The organism is Streptomyces sp. MNU76 (assembly GCF_020982545.1).
Taxonomy (GTDB): domain Bacteria; phylum Actinomycetota; class Actinomycetes; order Streptomycetales; family Streptomycetaceae; genus Streptomyces.
Map to the genome: position 1 here is coordinate 419,851 of NZ_JAJKLK010000022.1, position 19,403 is coordinate 439,253.

General features: G+C 71.9%; 11 protein-coding genes and 6 pseudogenes. 8 read left to right on the top strand and 9 right to left on the bottom strand.

Translation table 11 applies throughout. The features are described from left to right. The first annotated feature begins 114 nt into the window (after nt 1-114). From E4N62_RS37050 to E4N62_RS37070, 5 genes and pseudogenes are all read left to right on the top strand, one after another. Nucleotides 115-1,356, top strand: coding sequence for an NAD(P)/FAD-dependent oxidoreductase (locus tag E4N62_RS37050; RefSeq protein ID WP_230221599.1), 1,242 nt, complete (start codon nt 115-117; stop codon nt 1,354-1,356). Nucleotides 1,357-1,649: 293 nt separating this feature from the next. Continuing rightward, nucleotides 1,650-3,902, top strand: a complete 2,253-nt coding sequence (locus tag E4N62_RS37055) for an acetate--CoA ligase family protein (protein ID WP_230221601.1) — start codon at nt 1,650-1,652, stop codon at nt 3,900-3,902. A gap of 73 nt (nt 3,903-3,975) precedes the next feature. Beyond that, nucleotides 3,976-4,803, top strand: a complete 828-nt coding sequence (locus E4N62_RS37060; RefSeq protein ID WP_230221604.1) for an enoyl-CoA hydratase/isomerase family protein — start codon at nt 3,976-3,978, stop codon at nt 4,801-4,803. An 89-nt stretch (nt 4,804-4,892) separates the two neighbouring features. Further along, nucleotides 4,893-5,648 carry a flavin reductase family protein gene (locus tag E4N62_RS37065; RefSeq protein WP_308186118.1) on the top strand — a complete coding sequence of 252 codons (756 nt, stop codon included), beginning with the start codon at nt 4,893-4,895 and terminating at the stop codon, nt 5,646-5,648. A 73-nt stretch (nt 5,649-5,721) separates the two neighbouring features. After that, nucleotides 5,722-5,880, top strand: a pseudogene (locus tag E4N62_RS37070) (helix-turn-helix domain-containing protein); the annotation flags it as partial. Nucleotides 5,881-5,924: 44 nt separating this feature from the next. Here E4N62_RS37070 and E4N62_RS37075 read toward each other — a convergent pair. The 3 genes and pseudogenes from E4N62_RS37075 to E4N62_RS37085 form a co-directional block, all read right to left on the bottom strand. After that, nucleotides 5,925-6,970, bottom strand: a pseudogene (locus E4N62_RS37075) (alcohol dehydrogenase catalytic domain-containing protein). 21 nt (nt 6,971-6,991) lie between these two features. Next, nucleotides 6,992-8,146 (bottom strand): acyl-CoA dehydrogenase family protein, encoded by a 1,155-nt coding sequence (locus E4N62_RS37080; RefSeq protein ID WP_230221609.1) that lies wholly within the window; start codon nt 8,144-8,146, stop codon nt 6,992-6,994. 267 nt (nt 8,147-8,413) lie between these two features. Then, nucleotides 8,414-9,324: pseudogene (locus E4N62_RS37085) on the bottom strand (SDR family NAD(P)-dependent oxidoreductase). 165 nt (nt 9,325-9,489) lie between these two features. On the opposite strand from E4N62_RS37085, the gene E4N62_RS37090 reads away from it, so the two are divergent. Continuing rightward, a complete protein-coding gene (locus tag E4N62_RS37090) occupies nt 9,490-10,431 on the top strand; it encodes a cyclase family protein (protein WP_230221611.1) in 942 nt (313 codons plus the stop codon). Nucleotides 10,432-10,949: 518 nt separating this feature from the next. Here the strand turns inward: E4N62_RS37090 and E4N62_RS37095 are convergent. The 4 genes and pseudogenes from E4N62_RS37095 to E4N62_RS37110 form a co-directional block, all read right to left on the bottom strand. Continuing rightward, nucleotides 10,950-11,522 carry an ATP-binding protein gene (locus E4N62_RS37095; protein ID WP_230221731.1) on the bottom strand — a complete coding sequence of 191 codons (573 nt, stop codon included), beginning with the start codon at nt 11,520-11,522 and terminating at the stop codon, nt 10,950-10,952. 529 nt (nt 11,523-12,051) lie between these two features. Further along, nucleotides 12,052-12,932, bottom strand: a pseudogene (locus tag E4N62_RS37100) (acyl-CoA dehydrogenase family protein). A gap of 89 nt (nt 12,933-13,021) precedes the next feature. Continuing rightward, nucleotides 13,022-14,172 (bottom strand): annotated as a pseudogene (locus E4N62_RS37105) (acyl-CoA dehydrogenase family protein). Between the two features lie 11 nt (nt 14,173-14,183). Next, nucleotides 14,184-15,413: an amidohydrolase family protein gene (locus E4N62_RS37110; RefSeq protein ID WP_230221613.1), complete on the bottom strand. Its 1,230-nt coding sequence runs from the start codon at nt 15,411-15,413 to the stop codon at nt 14,184-14,186. Between the two features lie 204 nt (nt 15,414-15,617). On the opposite strand from E4N62_RS37110, the gene E4N62_RS37115 reads away from it, so the two are divergent. Further along, on the top strand, nt 15,618-17,099 hold the full coding sequence (locus E4N62_RS37115) for a class I adenylate-forming enzyme family protein (RefSeq protein ID WP_230221733.1): 1,482 nt from the start codon (nt 15,618-15,620) through the stop codon (nt 17,097-17,099). A gap of 49 nt (nt 17,100-17,148) precedes the next feature. Here E4N62_RS37115 and E4N62_RS37120 read toward each other — a convergent pair whose 3' ends face one another. Both E4N62_RS37120 and E4N62_RS37125 read right to left on the bottom strand, forming a co-directional pair. Further along, nucleotides 17,149-17,661: an EF-hand domain-containing protein gene (locus tag E4N62_RS37120; RefSeq protein ID WP_230221615.1), complete on the bottom strand. Its 513-nt coding sequence runs from the start codon at nt 17,659-17,661 to the stop codon at nt 17,149-17,151. Nucleotides 17,662-17,852: 191 nt separating this feature from the next. Next, complete coding sequence (locus E4N62_RS37125; RefSeq protein ID WP_230221736.1) at nt 17,853-18,269, bottom strand: STAS domain-containing protein; 417 nt, start codon at nt 18,267-18,269, stop codon at nt 17,853-17,855. Between the two features lie 549 nt (nt 18,270-18,818). On the opposite strand from E4N62_RS37125, the pseudogene E4N62_RS37130 reads away from it, so the two are divergent. Continuing rightward, nucleotides 18,819-19,388: pseudogene (locus E4N62_RS37130) on the top strand (sigma-70 family RNA polymerase sigma factor); the annotation flags it as partial. Nucleotides 19,389-19,403: the final 15 nt, after the last annotated feature.

Here is a 19,403-nt window from a genome sequence, read left to right on the forward strand (position 1 = left end):
CCGACCGGACTACGCCACAGACCCCACCCACCCTCCTACACCCGTGATCAATCCGCAACCAATTCCGGTCTTGACCGAGACCCAACAAGTGAAGGCGTGAATACGCTCAGGCACATGGCCGACTCCACTGCATCCGCCGACTCCACCGCGCCCGCGGGGTCCGCGACCCCCGCCCTCGCCGACCGCCCCGTCTATGTGATCGGCGGCGGACCCGGTGGACTGGCCGTCGCGTACGCGCTGCGGGCCCGGGGCGTGCGGGCGGTCGTGCTGGAGAAGTCGGACAAGGTCGGGGCGTCCTGGCGGCGGCACTACGACCGGCTGCATCTGCACACGACCCGGCGCCTGTCGGCGCTGCCCGGCCTGCCCATGCCGCGCCGCTTCGGCCGGTGGACCTCCCGGGACGACGTCGTGCGGTACCTGGAGAAGTACGCCGAGGTGCACCAGCTGGAGATCGTCACGGGCGTCGAGGTCTCCCGTGTCGAGCGCGGCGCGGACGGCACCGGCTGGCTGCTGCACGCCACCGGCGGCCGCGAGCTGACCGGCGGCGCGGTCGTCGTCGCCACCGGCTACAACCACACGCCCCTCATCCCCGACTGGCCCGGCCGGGACTCCTACCAGGGTGAGCTGGTGCACGCCGCCGAGTACCGCAATCCGCAGCCCTACGCCGGCCGGGACGTCCTCGTCGTCGGCATCGGCAACACCGGCGCCGAGATCGCCGTCGACCTGGCCGAGGGCGGGGCGGCGCGCGTCCGGCTCGCGGTGCGGACGGCCCCGCACATCGTGCGCCGGTCGACCGCCGGGTGGGCGGCCCAGTACACGGGTGTCCTCGTACGGCGGCTGCCGGTCGCCCTCGTGGACCGGCTCGCCAAGCCGATGGCGAGACTCAGCGTGCCGGACCTGTCGGCGCACGGCCTGGCCCGGCCCGACACCGGCCTCTACTCCCGCGTGCACGAGGGTGCCGTCCCCGTGCAGGACGTCGGCCTCATCGACGCCGTACGCAAAGGGAAGGTCGAGATCGTCGGCCCGGTCGAGGGGTTCGAGGACGGCAAGGTCGTCCTCGGCGACGGCACCCGCGTGGAGACCGACGCCGTGATCGCCGCCACCGGCTACCGGCGGGCCCTGGAGGGACTCGTCGGGCACCTCGACGTGCTCGACGAGCGCGGGAAGCCCGTCGTACACGGCGCCCGCACTCCCGCGAACGCCCCGGGCCTGTACTTCACCGGCTTCACCAACCCCATCAGCGGCATGCTCCGCGAACTCGCCCTCGACGCCGAGAAGATCGCCAAGGCGGTCACCAGGACCGGCGGGGTCGCCACCCTCGACGCGATCACCGTACGAATCCGCACCGCCCGCTGACGGCCCCCTCCACATCGGACGCACACCACCGCCGGGCGAGCTCGCTCCCCCGATCACCGAGTCGTCGTTCGCGGACGACCCCGATCACCGGATTACTGTTCGCGGACGACCCCGGTCACAGGTCTGACCACCGCCCCGCGTGGGTACAACCTCCTTACTGCCGCGTAACTTTGCTCGCACACCCATTCCTGACACAGCGTCAGTTCAGTAGTCTTGAATCTGACGTGTCGTCAGATACGTGAACGTCGTCGCCACGTCACTGAATTGGCTGTCACACAGGAGCGGGCGGACCGATGCTTGGATCAACCCACGGCACCCTCACCACCGACTCCCGCCGGGCCCGGGCCATCGCGTGCGGCGAGCACCCCGCACAGGTCGTGCACGGCAGACCCGCCGAGGCCGGCGACCTCGATGTCAGCGGACGCCCGTTGTACGCCGACGTACCCGATCTGGACCGTTTCTTCCGCCCGGAGTCCGTGGCCGTCGTCGGCGCGTCGGACGCGGAAGGCCGGCCCAACACCGGGATCACCCGCCAACTGCTCGCCTGGTCCGAACGCGTGGGCGCCCGGCTCCACCCCGTGCACCCCACCCGGGAGTCGGTCTTCGGCATCCCTTGTGCCCCTTGCGTCGCCGCGCTGCCCGAACAGGTCGACCTCGCCGTCCTCCTCGTCTCCGACCCCCTCCCCGTGATCGGCGAACTGGCCGAGGCCAAGGTGAAGTTCGCCGTCGCCTTCGCCTCCGGTTTCGCCGAGACCGGCGCGGAGGGTGCCGCCGCCCAGGAGCGGCTGGCCGCCGCCGTGGCCCGGGCCGACGGCCTGCGGCTGCTCGGCCCCAACACCAACCTCAACGCCTTCGAGCGCTTCCGCGACGACCTCGACGGCCCGGCGATCGCGCTGATCACCCAGTCCGGCCACCAGGGCCGCCCCGTCTTCTCCCTCCAGGAACTCGGCATCCGCCTCTCCCACTGGGCCCCCACCGGCAACGAGGCCGACCTGGAGACCGCCGACTTCATCTCCTACTTCGCCGAACGCCCCGAGGTGGGCGCCATCGCCGCGTACGTCGAGGGCCTCAAGGACGGCCGCGCCTTCCTCCTCGCCGCCGACCGTGCCGCCCGGCGCGGTGTCCCCGTCGTCGCCGTCAAGGTCGGCCGCACCGAGACCGGCGCCCGCACCGCCGCCTCCCACACCGGCAAGCTCACCGGCGCGGACACGGTCGTCGACGCGGCGATGCGCCAGTTCGGAGTGATCCGCGTCGACGGGCTCGACGAACTCCAGGACACGGCGACCCTCTTGGCCAGGGCCCGGCGACCGCGCGTCCCGGGGTCGGCCGTACCGCGACCCGAAGGCGTCGTCGTCTATTCGATCTCGGGCGGCACGGGCGCGCACTTCGCCGACCTGGCCACCGAGGCCGGACTGCCCCTCCCCACGCTCTCCGAGGCCAAGCAGGCCGAGCTGCACCAGTGGATCCCCGACTATCTGAGCGTGGCCAACCCCGTCGACAACGGCGGCCACCCGGTGGGCGACTGGCGCGGCCCCCGCATCCTCGACGCGATCCTCGACGACCCGGAGGTGGGGGTGCTGATCTGCCCCATCACCGGCCCCTTCCCGCCCATGAGCGACAAGCTCGCCCAGGACCTGGTGGACGCGGCGGAGCGGACGGACAAGCTGGTCTGCGTGGTGTGGGGGTCGCCGGTGGGCACCGAGGCCGCGTACCGCGAGACGCTGCTCGGGTCGTCCCGGGTGGCGACCTTCCGCACCTTCGCCAACTGCATCACGGCCGTCCGCGCCCACCTCGACCACTCCCGCTTCACGGCCGCCTACCGCTCGCCCTTCGACGAGGCACCCCGCTCCCCCTCGCCCTCCTTCCGCAAGGCGCAGGCGCTGATGCGTCCGGGGCAGCAACTGAGCGAGCACGCGGCCAAGCAGTTGCTGCGGGCGTACGGCATCCGGGTGCCGCGCGAGCAGTTGGTGACCAGTGCGGCGGCGGCCGTACGCGCGGCGAGCCTCGTCGGCTACCCGGTGGTGATGAAGGCGTCCGGCGCGAGCATCGCCCACAAGACGGAGCTCGGCCTGGTGAAGATCGGCCTGACCTCCGCGAGCCAGATCCGCGACGCCTATCGCGAACTCACCGACATCGCCCGCTACGAGGACGTCTCCCTCGACGGGGTGCTGGTCTGCCAGATGGTGGAGCGGGGCGTGGAGATGGTCGTGGGCGTGACCCACGACGACCTCTTCGGGCCCACGGTCACCGTCGGCCTCGGTGGTGTCCTCGTGGAGGTGCTCCGCGACTCCGCCGTACGGGTGCCGCCCTTCGGCGAGGACCAGGCCCACGCCATGCTCGCCGAACTGCGCGGGCGGGCCCTGCTGGACGGGGTCCGCGGGGCTCCCCCGTCCGATGTGGACGCCCTCGTGGAGGTCGTGCTCCGCGTGCAGCGCATGGCGCTCGAACTCGGGGACCGGATAGCGGAGCTGGACATCAACCCCCTGATGGTGCTGCCGAGGGGGCAGGGGGCGGTGGCCCTGGACGCACTGGCGGTGTGCCGCTGAGCGCCGACGCGCGAGGAAGGCGCCCCACACACCCAGGACAACCATCACCCTCCGCAAGAATCGGAGCACCCACATGTCCGCTTCCCCCCTTGAACATCCCGAAAAATCCCGTGACTCATTGATACGGCACGCCACTGACAACGCCGTCTCGTGGATCACGCTCAACCGCCCCGAGGCGATGAACGCCCTCACCTCCGACCAGCGAGAACACCTCATCCGACTCCTTTCGGAGGCCTCCGCCGACCACGCCGTGCGCGCGGTGGTGATCACGGCCACGGGCCGCGGCTTCTGCGCGGGCGCGGATCTGCGGGGCTCGGCGACGGACGGCGGGGAGCGGGTGCCCGGCGACGTCGCGCGCGTCATCCGGCTCGGCGCCCAGCGCCTGATCGCGGCCGTACTCGACTGCGAGAAGCCGGTGATCGCGGCGGTGAACGGCACCGCGGCCGGTATCGGCGCGCACCTCGCCCTCGCCTGCGACCTGGTCCTGGCGGCCGAAGAGGCCCGTTTCATCGAGGTGTTCGTCCGGCGCGGGCTGGTCCCCGACGGAGGCGGCGCGTATCTGCTGCCCCGCCTCATCGGCCCGCAGCGGGCGAAGGAGCTGATGTTCTTCGGCGACGCCCTGTCCGCCGCCGAGGCGGAGCGCCTCGGCCTCGTCAACCGGGTCGTCCCCGCCCAGGACCTGGAGAAGACGGCCCGCGAGTGGGCGGAACGCCTGGCCGCCGGCCCGACCCGGGCCCTTGCTTCGACCAAGCACCTGGTCAACACCTCCCTCGACACCGACCGCGCCACCGCCTTCGCCGCCGAGGCCGCCGCGCAGGAGATCAACATGACGACGGCCGACGCCCAGGAGGGCGTGGCGAGCTTCGTGGAACGACGGACACCGCGCTTCGAGGGCCGCTGACGGCCGAGGCGAGCACGGGTACGGGTCGCCGAGGAGCCTCGGCACGAGCCTTCACTTCTGACGGTCCGTCAGCTCTAATGGCTCACGTGATGGGACACGCGGGAATGGCGGCCGCCGCCGTCCGCTATCTGAGAGCGGCCCCGGCGGACAGGGGCCGTGGGGCGGCGCACGCGCCCCCGGTCGTCGATGCCCTGCCCCGCCCGGACCTGCGCTGCGTCGGCGAGCACGAGCGGGCACCGGTCGACCAGGCCGAGTTCCGCCGCGTCCTGGGCCACTTCGCGACGGGCGTCACGGTGATCACGGCCCCGGGGACCCCACCGGCAGACGCCTCCGAGGCGCACCCCGGTGAACGCACCGGCACGCGGCCAGGGGAGCGCACCGGCACGCGTCCCAGTGAGCGCACCGGCGCGCACGCGGGCGGCGACCTCCCCGGGCAACTCTCCGACCGCCCCGCCGGCTTCGCCTGCCAGTCCTTCTCCGCGCTCTCCCTCGACCCGCCCCTCGTCGTCTTCATGGTCGGCCGTACGTCGACGACCTGGCCCCTGATCGCCCGCGCGGGTGTGTTCTGTGTGAACGTACTCGGCGCGGACCAGGGCGAGTTGTGCCGGCGCTTCGCGGTGAGCGGCGCGGACAAGTTCGCCGGCGTCGACCACACCCCGGCCCCCGCGACGGGCTCTCCCCGCCTCACCGGCGCCCCCGCCTGGATCGACTGCACGATCCAGGCCGTGCACCCCGGCGGCGACCACCTGATCGTGGTGGGTCGCGTGGAGTCCCTGGGCGCCGACACCGAAGCGACACCACCGCTGCTGTTCCACCGGGGCCGCTTCGGGGAGCTCAGGGCCTGAGGCCGGAGGCGGGCACCACTCCTTCGAGTGCATGCCGCGCGAACCAGGACCCTGGCTCATACGCTGCTCATAACGGCACATCCAGCGCCCGCTGCCCGAGCCTCAGACCGCGACCACGACCGCCGCGCGGGAGTCCATGTCCGTGCGCACGTTCACCCGCCGCTTCCGCGAGGAGGTCGACATCAGCCCGGGCCAGTGGCTCACCCAGCAGCGCGTCGAACGCGCCCGCCACCGCCGCTGTCGCAGCCACCACCCCTGTCGCAAACCCCAAGCCCCTCAGAACGTGAGCACCGCCCGGGCCACCCGCCCTCCCCGCGTCCTCCGCCGCCTTCGCGAAGTCCTCCACCGGATAGGTGGCCGTGACCAGCTCGTCCAGGAGCAGTCGCCCCTCCCGGTACAGGTCGGCGTAGAGGGCGATGTCACGCTGCGGCCGCGACGACCCGTAGCGGCAGCCCAGGATCGCCTTGTCCAGGTAGAGGGAGGAGACGAGGAAGGACGCCTCGGCGGTCGCGGCCGGCACCCCGAGCAGGATCGCCTGCCCGTGCCGGTCCAGCAGGTCGACGGCCTGGCGGATGAGGTCGACCCGCCCGACGCACTCGAACGCGTGGTCGGCGCCGGTCGGGAGGATGTCCCGCACCCCGTCCACGGACGTCAGGAAGTGCGTGGCGCCGAACCGCCGCGCCACCCCCTCCTTCTCCGGATTCGCGTCCACGGCGACGATCCGCGTAGCGCCCGCGAGCCGCGCGCCCTGCACCACGTTGAGCCCGATCCCGCCGGCCCCGATGACGACGACACTCTCCCCCCGGTCGACGCGGGCCCGGTTGAGCACGGCCCCCACGCCGGTCAGCACCCCGCACCCGATCAGCGCGGCGGAGGTCAAGGGGATGTCCTCCGGTATCCGTACGGCCTGCACGGCCTTGACCACCGTCTGCTCCGCGAAGGCGGAGTTGGCGGCGAACTGGAACACCTCCCGGCCGCCCCGCGAGAACGGCCGTGTGGGCCGCCCGATCGCCCGCCGGCACATGGTCGGACGCCCCCGGTCGCAGTCGGCGCAGGCCCCGCAGTTGGCGAGGGTGGACAGGGCGACGTGGTCCCCGGGCCGGACGTGCCGGACCCCGCCCCCACCTCCACGACCACCCCGGCCCCTCATGCCCGAGCACCACCGGAACGGGGAACGGGATGGTCCCGTCCACCACCGACAGATCGCTGTGGCAGAGGCCGGCGGCCGCGATCGCGACCCGCACCTCACCGGGCCCCGGCTCCCGCACGGCCAGATCGTCGACGACCTCGGCCCGCTTCCCGTCGAACACCACTCCGCGCATGGCCTCCACCCTTCGGTGTTCTCAGCCTCTCGGCTCCCTCGGCAGACCGAGCACCCGCTCGGCGATGATCGTGCGCTGCACCTCGTCCGAACCGCCGTAGATGGTGTCGGCCCGGCTGAACAGGAACAACTGCTGCGACGGGTCCAGTGCGTACGGCTCCGCCGCCGACCACTCCCGTGGGCCGACGGCCGCCTCCGCGCCCCGCACCTCCATCGCCAGCTCCCCGAGTCGCCGGTGCCACCGCCCCCACAGCAACTTGGCCACACTCGGCGCGCCCGGCTCCGCTCCGCCCTCCGCCCCGCCGAGCGTCCGCAGGGCGTTCCACCGCATGGTCTTCAACTCGGCCCACTGCCGCACGAGTCGATCGCGTACGACGGCGTCGTCCACCGCCCCGCTGTCCACGGCGGCCCGCACGACGCTGCCCAACTCCTGCTCGAACCCGATCTGTTGAGCGAGCGTCGAGACCCCGCGTTCGAAGCCGAGCAGGCCCATGGCGACCCGCCAGCCGTTCCCGTCGCCCCCGACGACATGCTCCGCGCGGGCGTGCGCCCCGTCGAAGAACACCTCGTTGAACTCGCTCGTCCCAGTCATCTGCCGGATGGGCCGCACCTCGATCCGCCCCGGCTGGTCCATCGGCACGAGCAGCAGCGACAGCCCGTGGTGCCGCTCGGAGCCCACCTCGGTCCGGGCCAGCACGAAGCACCAGTCGGCCTCGTGGGCGAGCGAGGTCCAGATCTTCTGCCCGGTGATCCGGTACGACCCGTCCCCCGCCCGCTCCGCCTTCGTCCGCACACCGGCCAGGTCGGACCCGGCGCCGGGCTCGCTGTACCCCTGGCACCAGAGTTCGTCGCCGCGCGCGATCGCCGGCAGGAACCGCCGCCTCTGTTCCTCGCTGCCGAACGCGATCAGCGTCGGCGCGAGCAGCTTCTCCCCGATGTGCCCGGAGCGGGCGGGTACGTCCGCCCGCGCGTACTCCTCGGCCCACACCACCTGTTGGACGAGCGTGGCCGTCCGGTTCCCGTACCCGCCCTCGCTCCAGCCGAGCCCGATCCACCCGGCGGCGCCGAGCGTCCGCTCCCAGGCGCGCCGCTCCGCGTGCACCCCGGCGTGCGCCCCCAGCCAGGCCCGCGCGTCCGCCCGGAAGGCCTCGTCCTCATCATCGAACCCGAAGTCCATGCCGCCTCCAAGATGACCGCCGAGCTGATGGTGGTGCGTGGTGGGTGAGTCCGGGTGCGTTGTCGGGTGCGTTGTCGGGTGCGGGTGCGTGGGGGCTTCTCGCGCAGTTCCCCGCGGCCCTGAACGACTCGGCCCCCGTGGCCCTGAAAGGCGACCGGCGACGGACCCGAAAAGCACGGGGCGCAGCCCCTGCTTTCAGGGCGCGGGGAACTGCGCGACCAGCCCCCACGCACCCGCACCCGCCGACGCACCCCGACCCCCACCCCCTCACGCGTTCGGCCGCTCCCCAGCCGCCGCCGCACGAGCCATCCCTCCACCCGCTCCAGCATCGGCATCGGATCCACCCCCACCGCCCCCGGCAGGAACTCCGCGATCCGCTCCGGCGTCCAGCCCCCTTCGGCGTACGCGGCACGCAACTCCCGCGGCTGTGCCCACACCGCGATCTTCGGCCCGGCGACCGTGTACACCTGCCCGGTGATCCCGGCCTCCCGGGCCCGCTCGGACAGCAGGTACACCACGAACGCGGCCACCTCCTCCGGCTCGCCGATCTCGGTCAGTTCCATCGGCACCCCCGCCGACATCCGCGTACGCGCGACCGGCGCCACCGCGTTCGCGGTCACCCCGTACCGGTGCAGGCCGAGCGCGGCGCTGCGCACCAGCGAGATGATCCCGCCCTTGGCCGCGCTGTAGTTGGCCTGCGAGACGGACCCCTGGTGGTTGCCGCTGGTGAACCCGATCAGGGTCCCGGCCCGCTGCTTGCGCATGACGGCGGACGCGGCCCGGAACACGGTGAAGGTGCCCTTGAGATGCGTGGCGATCACCGGATCCCACTCCTCCTCGGCCATGTTGAACAGCATCCGCTCCCGCAGGATCCCGGCGACGCACACGACGCCGTCGATCCGTCCGTACGTCTCGACCGCCGTGTCCACGACCCGCTGCCCGCCGGCCATCGTGGAGATGTCGTCGGCGACGGCGACCGCCCCGCCCCCGGCGGCCTCGATCTCCTTGACGACGGCCTCTGCGACGGAGCTGGTGGGTTCGGAGCCGTCGACGGAGACGCCGTAGTCGTTGACGACGACCCGCGCTCCCTCGGCGGCGGCGCCGAGGGCGACCGCCCGGCCGATCCCCCGCCCCGCTCCGGTGACGGCGACGACCTTGCCTGCCAGGAAATGTCCCACCCCGAGCCCTTCCCCTCATCACGTCACCCGGCGAACCGCTGTCCGCCGGACCGCTACCCGATGCCGTACATCTGATGCACTGTTATCTGACGGGTCGTTAGATTTGCTCGTACGGCGATTCTACGACCCGCCGGATACGCCACCACAAGCCCCCGGGGAGGCCCGATGTCATCACCCACGGAGTTCGCCGCGTTCACGGACATCGCCAAGCGCGTGAACAACTGGGGGCGTTGGGGGGCGGACGACGAGATCGGCACACTCAACCTGATCACCGACGAGGTCGTCCGGCAGGCCGCCGCCTCGGTGCGTTCCGGTCGCCGCGTGCCGCTCGCGCTGCCCCTGCAGCAGGACGGCGTGCAGACGGGGATGATGCCGGGCCGGGTCAATCCGCTGCACGCGATGGTGCAGATCAACCAGGAGATCTTCGGCCCCGGCACGGTCGCGTGCAGCGACGACGCGGTGACCATGGGGCTCCAGTCGGCCACCCACTGGGACGCGCTCACCCATGTTTCGCACTCGGGCCGGATCTACAACGGCCGCCCCGCGGACACGATCACCCCGCACGGCGGCGCGGCCTTCGCCGGTATCGACAAGGCGCGGCACATCGTCTCGCGCGGCGTCCTGCTGGACGTTCCGAGCGCCCTGGGGCTGGCCGACGACCGGCTGCCCGGCGGCCACGCCGTCACCCCGGAAGACCTGGACGCCGCCGAGGAGTTGGCGGGCACCCGGGTCCGCGCGGGCGACATCGTACTGGTCCGCACCGGGCAGATCCGGTCCTACCTCGCCGGGGACAAGCACGCGTACGCGTTCCCGTCGCCGGGGCTGTCGCTGCGTACCCCCGAGTGGTTCCACGCGCGTGATGTCGCGGCCGTCGCCAATGACACCCTGACGTTCGAGATCTTCCCTCCGGAGGTCGAGGACCTGTGGCTGCCGGTGCACGCGCTCGACCTGGTCGAGATGGGCATGCCGCAGGGCCAGAACTGGAACCTGGAGGAGTTGTCCACAGCCTGTGGACAACTGGGGCGGTACGACTTCCTGCTCTCGGCGATGCCGGAGCCGTTCGTCGGGGCGACGGGCACACCGGTGGCACCGATCGCCATCCTGTAGGCCCGCCTCCCGCGGGCACGCGCAGGCCGACTGGCGGCGCGCCGCCCGCCCGGAGCGGGTGTCTCGAACGTCCCGCACGGCACCGCGCGCCGCCATCCGGCTTCGGCGTACCCGCCCTTGTTTCCCCGGGCCCTGCGGGGAGCCGGTGCCGAATCACGACCCACACTCGTCGAGGGCCTCCGTCACCGTGACCCTCGTCGTCCCCTCGCGGCGAATCGCTGAACACAAGCGTGATCAAACGGACATGGCGCGTCAACACCGTCGGGGGCTCAGCCGTGTGGAACCGGCGTCGCGGCGGTGCGTACGGAAGCACGTCCCGGCGCACGGATCGGCTGCCGCCGGGGACCGAACAACGCCGTGCGCTCACGCGCAGGCGCGTGCGGCGCGCATGTAGGTGACCGAGTGCGCCTGCCGACTCGGGAGTGCGCCTCACCGCGCGACCGCAGGCGGTATGTGGCTGATCGCGCAGTTCCCCGCGCCCCTTGAGCAGGGGCTTCGCCCCTGCCCCTCACCCCGGGCTACACCACCTCGTACGCCAACTCCTCGTACGCCAACCCCTCGCGCACCGCCAGGCTCTCCCGGGCCACCGCCGCCACCCCCGTGACCGCACCGCACGCCGGATGGACCGCGGGAGTCACCACGCCGCCACCGCCCCCGAAGCCCGACGCGCCCACACCGCTCGCCGCCCCCGAAGTCCCCGGCACCACCCGGTCCAGTTCGCACCAGATCCGTTTGCCGACGCCCTCGTGGCTCCAGCCCCAGCGGTCCGCGAGGACGTCGACGAGGGCGAGGCCGCGCCCGCCCGTCTCGTCCCCGTCGGCGCACCGCGGGGCCGGCGGACACGCGCTGCCGTCGACGACCTCCAGGCGGACCTTGCCGATCACGCCGTCACGGAGGCCGGACAGCAGCAGCCGCAGCAGCGCCGGACGCCCGGTGTGCACGACCGCGTTGGTGACCAGCTCGGAGACGAGGAGGATCAGCGTCTCGGCGAGCGGCTCGTCGTCCCCTATACCGGACCCGGAGAGCCGTGCACGGGCCCATCTCCGTGCACGACCCACCTCTGCGGGGTCGGGCCGGATCTCCAGCTGCACTTGAAGCACCTGCACCGCTCACACCATCCGAACCGGCGGACACATCGCCGCACGCCCCTCTGGGGCCACGATCGTGGTCATCTGCTGCCTGGCCGACGCCACCGCCGTCGACACCATCGACACCGGGATCACGGAACGTGATCCCCTTACAGGACAGCATGGTTGACGTACAGTCACCCCAACAAGCGCTTCGGGCATATTCCAGCGCGAAGGAGTACGCATACGACATACTGTGCGACGCTCATCGCGGGGAGTCGAACAGACCGGGGCGTCGAGACTCCGGCCCACTTCACGAGCGCCGGGCACCGCTGGATCCGGGGCCGCCACAGGGGCAACACCGACTCGGCTCGACCTCGGAACCACTCGCATCCACCAGAAGGTACCGGAGCGGGACTCCGACTCCAGGCCGTGACAAGTCACGCCTAGGACACAACACGATATCAACGCTCGGTAATTCCGGTATGCCACGATCCGCGACATTCGACCGGGCGGCTGCCACGCATTCCCCTTCCCGCCCTGGTCAGCACCCTCAACTCGCGTCGATCAGCAGTTCTCCAGCCAACATCTCCTCACTCTCGGTGGTCGATCCGCCACGTTCCGCCCGCACCCACGCACGCTTCAGACACAGGTGTACGTCGGCCTCCCAGGTGAACCCCGAACCGCCGTGGACCTGATGGGAGTCGCGGGCCCCGCGCACCGCCGCCTCGTCGGCCAGCAGCCTGGCCGCCGCGATGTCGACGGGGTCCAGGGTCACGGCCGCCGCGTACACCGCCACCCGCGCGACCTCCACCCGGACCAGCAGTTCGGCGCAGAGGTGCTTGACCGCCTGGAAGGCGCCGACCGGTCGCCCGAACTGCTCCCGGGTCCGGGCGTGTTGCACGGCGGCCTCGCAGGCCCGCACGGCCGTGCCCAACTGCTCCGCGGCGGTGAGCAGTACGAACAGATCATCAGGACGGACGGCGGAACGGCTCCCCGGCACCCGGTGCAACGGCGTCAGCGGATCCACCGATCGCAGCGGTACGGCCCCGGCCGCGTCCCCGGTCACCACATCGGCCTCGTCCAGCCACTCCACCAGACCGCCACCCCCGACAGCGGTCACCACGGTCTCCCCCGTCGCCGCGCCCGGCACCGCGCCCGCCGCGAGATGGGTGGCCACGAGCGGCCCGGGCAACAGTGCGCGCCCCGCCTCCTCGAACACCAACACGGCCTCCGGCACCCCGAGGCCGACCCCCCCGTCCTCGGCCAGCCGCAAGGAGAACAACCCCACCTCCCCCACTCCGCCACAGCCCCCGATCCAGCCCGCCGCCCCCGTCGACGGCGGCCCGCAACCTCCGCCCCGAAGCGCCGAGCCAGCACCTCCCGGAAGCCGCTCTTCAACACCCTCTGATCCTCGGTCAGTCGAAACCGCACAAGCCACAGCCCCTCTTCACCACCGACCACTTCTCAGGGGCGCGGGGAACCGCGCGAGGCCCCACCGAACCGGCACCCGCCAACCCACCTCAGCACCCCGACCCACTAGGCGCCCCCGTCCCCCACCCCTTCGGCAACCCCAAGATCCGCTCCCCACGATGTTCCGCTGAATCTCCGACGTCCCCGCCGCGATCGTGTACGACAGCGAACTCAGGCGGTCGACAACCCACCCGCACCCCAGATCGAGCGCACCCGCCCCCAACACCTCCGCAGCCACCTCGTACAGCTCCTGCCGAGCCCGCGAATACCGCAGCTTGAACACCGAGGCCCCCACCCCGGCACCCGCCTCCCCGCTGACGTTCCACTGTGTGAGCCGCCACAGCGCCCGGAACTCCGCGTGCAACCGCCCGAGCCGCCGCCGCACCCCGGCGTCGTCCCAGACCCCGTTCGCCCGCGCCTGTCTCGCGACCTCCCCCAACACCCGTCGGCAGGCCACCACTTCACCCACGAATGCCGTGCCCCGCTCGAACGACAGCGTCACCATGGTCACCCGCCACCCGTCGTTCTCGTCTCCCACCCGGTTGGCGACCGGCACCCGCACCTCGTCGAGGAACACCTCGGCGAACTCCGTGGACCCGGCGAGCGTGCGCAGCGGCCGCACGGTCACGCCGGGCGCGTCCATCGGCATCGCCAGCCAGGAGATGCCCCGGTGCTTCGGCGCCCGCCCGTCCGTCCGCACCAGCAGCTCGCACCAGTCGGCGACCTCGGCGTGCGAGGTCCAGATCTTGGACCCGCTGACGACGTACTCGTCCCCCTCCCTGCGCGCACGCGTCCGGAGCGCCGCGAGGTCGGACCCGGCGTCCGGTTCGCTGAACCCCTGGCACCACACCTCCTCGCCCCGCAGGATCGGCTGCAGCCAGCGCGCCCGCTGTTCGGCGGTGCCCTCGGCGGCGATGGTGGGGCCGGCGTGCAGCAGCCCGACGAACCCCGCGCCCACGTACGGGGCCCCCGCCTTCTCGGTCTCCTCCAGGAAGATCAGCCGGGTGGTCGGCGAGGCGTCCCAGTGGACGTCGGCGTACCCGGCGTCGTACAGCGTCCGCTGCCAGCCGAGGTCGTAGGCGCGCCGCCCCGGCCAGTCGTCGGGCGACGGCTTCGGCGGCAGCGAGGGGAGCGTTTTCGCCAGCCACTCCCGCAGCCGCGCCCGGAACGCCTCCTCCTCCGGGCTGTACGCGAGATCCATCGCCCGAAGCCCTACTTGCCGAGGCCGAGGCCGAGGCTGCGGTCGCGGTCGCGGTCGAAGTCCAGACCGAGCATGCGGATCGCGTTCCCCCGCATCAGCTTGTAGACCGTCTCGTCGTCGAGGCCCTTCACATGGTCGAGGGCGACCTCCTTGGTGTGCGGGAAGGTCGAGTCGACGTGCGGGTAGTCGGTCTCGAAGGTCGCGTTGTCCCGGCCCACGACGTCCAGCGAGGCGACCCCGTGCTTGTCGCGGAAGAAGCAGCAGAACATCTGCCGGTAGTAGTACGTCGACGGCGGTTCGGGGATCAGGTCGCGCACCCCGCCCCAGGCGCGGTGCTCCTCCCAGACGTCGTCGGCGCGTTCCAGGGCGTACGGGATCCAGCCCATCTGCCCCTCGCTGTAGGCGAGTTTGAGGGTCGGGAACTTCACCAGGACGCCGCTGAAGAGGAAGTCCATCATCGAGGCCATCGCGTTGTTGAAGGAGAGCGAGGCCTGCACGGCGGGGGGCGCGTCGGGGGAGGCGGCCGGCATCTGGGAGCTGGAGCCGATGTGCATGTTGACGACCGTGCCGGTCTCCTGGCAGGCCGCGAAGAAGGGGTCCCAGTAGCCGGAGTGGATGGAGGGCAGGCCGAGGTAGGTGGGGATCTCGGAGAAGGTGACGGCCCGGACGCCCCGGGCGGCGTTCCGCTCGATCTCCTCGACCGCGAGGTCGATGTCCCACAGGGGGATGAGGCAGAGCGGGATCAGCCGGCCGCCGCTGTCGCCGCACCACTCCTCGACCATCCAGTCGTTGTAGGCGCGGACGCAGGCCAGGGCGACCTCCTTGTCGTGCGCCTCGGCGAAGGTCTGGCCGCAGAAGCGGGGGAAGGTCGGGAAGCAGAGCGAGCCCTCGACGTGGTTGAGGTCCATGTCCGCCAGCCGCGCCTTCGGGTCCCAGCAGCCGCGCCGCATCTCCGCGCGGGTGATCCCCTCCAGCGTCATCTCGTCCCGGTCGAACCCGACGGCCGCGATGTTCCGTTTGTACGGGAACTTGAGGTCCTCGTAGATCCACCAGTCGGTCGGCGGTCCGTCCGGGTCCATCGTGATCTGGTACTTGCCCCCGATGTACGCGAGCTCGCCGATCCCGGCAGTGAGGGGCTTCGGGCCCCGGTCGCGGTACTTCTCCGGCAGCCAGGTCTCGAAGAGGTGCGCGGGCTCGATCACATGGTCGTCGACGCTGATGATGCGGGGCAGTTCGGTCATGGGTCCCCTCCAGCGAGCCATTTCTGACGGACCGTCAGCTAGGTCCTCTCCAGCAGGCTAGTGGCGCACCTCTGGACCGACAAGGCGCCCGGCCCTACGCTCTGCCCACGATCTGACACATCGTCAGTTGAATGCGGCAGGGGGCCCTCCGTGACCGATGCGACCGATGCGACCGATGCGACCGGCGCGGCCGAGACCGCCCCCGTGCTCAGCGGGTCCGGCACCCTCTGGGAGCTCCTCGACCGCCGCGCCGGCCTCACCCCCGACCGGCCCGTCCTCCTCCAGGACGACCGCATCCTGACCTTCGGCGAACTGCGGTCCGGCGCCGAGCGGGTGGCGGCCGGGCTGTACGACCGGGGCGTACGCCCCGGCACGGTCGTCGCCTGGCAGCTGCCCACCCGCATCGAGACCGTCCTGCTCTCCTTCGCCCTGGCCCGCGTCGGCGCCGTCCAGTCACCGGTCATCCCCTTCTACCGCGACCGCGAGGTCGGCTTCGCGCTCCGGGAGTCCCGGGCGGAGTTCTTCGCGGTCCCGGGCGAGTGGCGGGGCTTCGACCACGCGGAGATGGCCCGACGGCTGGAGGCGCGCGGAATCTTCGAGGCGTACGACCGCCTCCCGGACGGCGACCCCGCGACACTGCCCGCTCCACCGGCCGACGGCACCTCCGTCCGCTGGATCTACTGGACCTCGGGCACCACCTCCGACCCCAAGGGCGTCCTGCACACCGACCGTTCACTGATCGCGGGCGGCTCCTGCCTCGCCCACGCCCTGCGGCTCGGCGCGGACGACGTGGGCTCGATCGCCTTCCCGTACGCGCACATAGGCGGCCCCGACTACATGGTGATGCTCCTGCTGTACGGCTTCCCGGCCGTGCTGTTCGAGCACTTCGCGCTGCCGGCCGCGCTGGAGGCGTACCGCAAGCACGGGGTGACGGTGGCGGGCGGGTCGACGGCGTTCTACTCGATGTTCCTGACCGAGCAGCGCAAGCAGCCGGGCGAACCGCTGATCCCCTCCCTGCGACTGCTCGCGGGCGGCGGCGCCCCGAAGCCACCGGAGGTCTACCACTGCGTCGTACGGGAGATGGGCGTACAGCTCACCCACGGCTACGGCATGACCGAGGTGCCGATGATCACGATGGGGGCGCCGGACGACTCGGCGGAGAACCTGGCGACGACGGAGGGGCGGCCGCCGGAGGGGATGGAGATCCGGATCGCGCCGGACGGGGAGGTGCGGCTGCGCGGGGAGGCCGTCTGCCAGGGGTATGTGGACCCGGCGCAGTCGGCGGCGGCCTTCGACGCGGACGGGTTCTTCGTCACCGGTGACCTCGGGCATCTCACCGACAGCGGCCATCTGGTGCTGACCGGCCGCCTCAAGGACGTCATCATCCGCAAGGGCGAGAACATCTCGGCGAAGGAGATCGAGGACCTGCTGCACCGGCATCCGGCCGTCCAGGACGTGGCGGTGATCGGGCTGCCGGACCCGGAGCGCGGGGAACGGGTGTGCGCGGTCGTCGAACAGCCGCCGGGAGCCGACGCGCTGACGCTGCCGGACGTCACCGACTGGCTGCGCGCGGAAGGGCTGTCCGTCCACAAACTGCCGGAGCAACTGGAGGCGGTGGACGCCCTTCCGCGCAACGAGACCCTGCGGAAGGTGCTCAAGTACAAGCTGCGCGAACGCTATTCATGACCGGGCGGGCCGGCGAGGCTCGCCGCTCCCGGCCGCCCGTCTGCTCCGGTTACTCCGGCACGGTGAAGAAGCGGGCGAACGCGTCGACGACCTCCACCTCGTCCACCTTCCCGTCGGCGTCGGCGTCGAGGGTGGCCGCGGCCGCGGCGGCGACCTCCGCGGGGGCGCCGAGGGCCTTGAGGACCCGGGCGGTCTCCTCGACCGTGGCCTTGCCGTCCCCGTCGGCGTCCGCGACGGCGAGGGCCGCGTGCAGGAAGGGGCGGGCGATCTCGGCGAAACGGTCGGGGTTGTCACGCAGCCGCTTGACCGCGCCGTTCACGAACTCGTCCCGGGTGATGCGCTGGTCGCCGTCCCGGTCCGCTATGCCGGCCATGCCCTGCCAGAAGGCCTCGGCGCCGCCGTACAGGGCCTGGCCCTTGTCCGAACGGGCGGTGGTGCCGAACTCGTTGAGAACCGCCTTGCTCGCCGCGCTGAAGTCCTCGCGGTCGATCCAGCCGTTGCCGTCCTGGTCGAAGGTGGCGAACCGGGCGGCGATCCTGCGCTCGTACTCGCTGCTGACCATGTCTCCTCGGGCCCGCCTTACGTCAAGTGGGGTGCTTCTCGGACGGAGCGTACGACGTCAGCGGCCCGGGCGGAGCGGGAAAGCGGCGCTTGTACCAAGACTGCGGGAATTCCGGGACAACTGTGTGGCCGCCGGGACACCCCAAGTGGGACATATCACACGTACGTACTGCTCATGGGAGGGGTGCGGCGTCAGGCCGACAGGGGGTCGGCCCGGTCGTCCGCGTCCGGCGCGACCGCCGAGGGGACGTCCGGATGGACGTCGAAGAGACGGCGTACCCCGAGGGCGGCGAGGACGCGGTTGACGTGCGCTCCCTCCGCCGGGCCGCCGCCCGCGTGGCCGTCGGCGGGGAGGATCAGCCGGAGCCGTCCCCGGCAGGAGCGCATCAGACGGCGGGTGGCGACCAGTACGCCCACGCCGCTGGAGTCGCAGAAGACGACGGCGGAAAGGTCGAGGACGAGACTTCGGCGGCCGTCGGCCACCGCCTCGTGCACCCGCTGACGGAGCACGGGCGAGGTGACGAGGTCCATCTCCCCGGACACACGCAGCACGGCCCAGTCCCCCTGCCCGTCCTGCTCGCCGTCGGTCACTTCGAACGCCACCGCGATGCCTCTCAGTCGCCGAACCGGAAGCCACTGCACCGCTTCCTGCTGCGCGGCTGCCCCGCCGTCGTTCCATGAAACACCGGGGGCCCGGCGAAAGCGCGGGGTAAGCGAGCCAATTCCAGGCCCTTTTCGGTGCGTTTTCCATCGAGTACGGTCACATGTGATCGAAGTTTGATCACGAATGGCTTCGGAACCGATCCGATCCGGGCCAGGACGAGCCTGACCCGGTTGGATTCGTGCAGATCAGGCACCTCATATGGTCGTACAGGCATACGAAAGGCGGGCGAACGCCCACGTGGGCGGTGTGGAAACGGCTTACCCGTGAGGCGCATACCACCTCCGGCCTCGCGAGGGGCGCGCATTGCCATAAAGGGGCGTGCGCGGTCAGCGGTGCCGACTACATTCGGGACGGCGGTGCGCACAGGCTGGAATCGAGCCGGAAGCGGACTGCCGCGGACCGGAGGTCGGTTCGGGGATCCGCCGACGGCCGAGCGGCGGCCGACCAGGCGGTCATGCAGGAACGGCGCAGGTGAGAGCAGGGTGAGGGGCTGTATGGCGACGACGGACGCACCGCCCCGCTGGGACCGCAGGATGCAGCAGCGGCTGGCGCGGGGCGAGGCGGCGGCGCTCGGTGAGCTGTACGACCGGTTCGCGTCCCTCGTGCACGGGCTGGCCCACCGTGTCCTCGGCGACGAGCGGGGCGCCGACGGCATCACCCGCGAGGTGTTCCTGCGCCTCTGGGAGAACCCCGAGGCGTACGACCCCAAGCAGGGGCCGCTGCGGTCCTGGGTGGCGGCACTGACCCACCGTCTGGCGGTGCAGCGGCTGCGGGCCGACGAGACCGCCGCGCTCGCCCGGGGCGGCGAGGGCACGGCGGAGGACCTGGAACGCAAGGTCCACCAGGCGTCGGTGGCGGCCCGCGCGGACTACATCGTGCAGGCCATGCCCGCCCCGCTGCGGGCCGCGCTGGAGCTGGCCTATTTCCAGCGCCGTGACTACCGCCAGACCGCCACCGACCTGGGCGTCACCGAGGACGAGGCCCGACGCCGCCTCCGCCTCGGCCTCCAGCTCCTCTCCACCGCCCACGACACCCGCCCTCCGGCACCCCACCCGAACCCGGGCCCTCACATGACCACC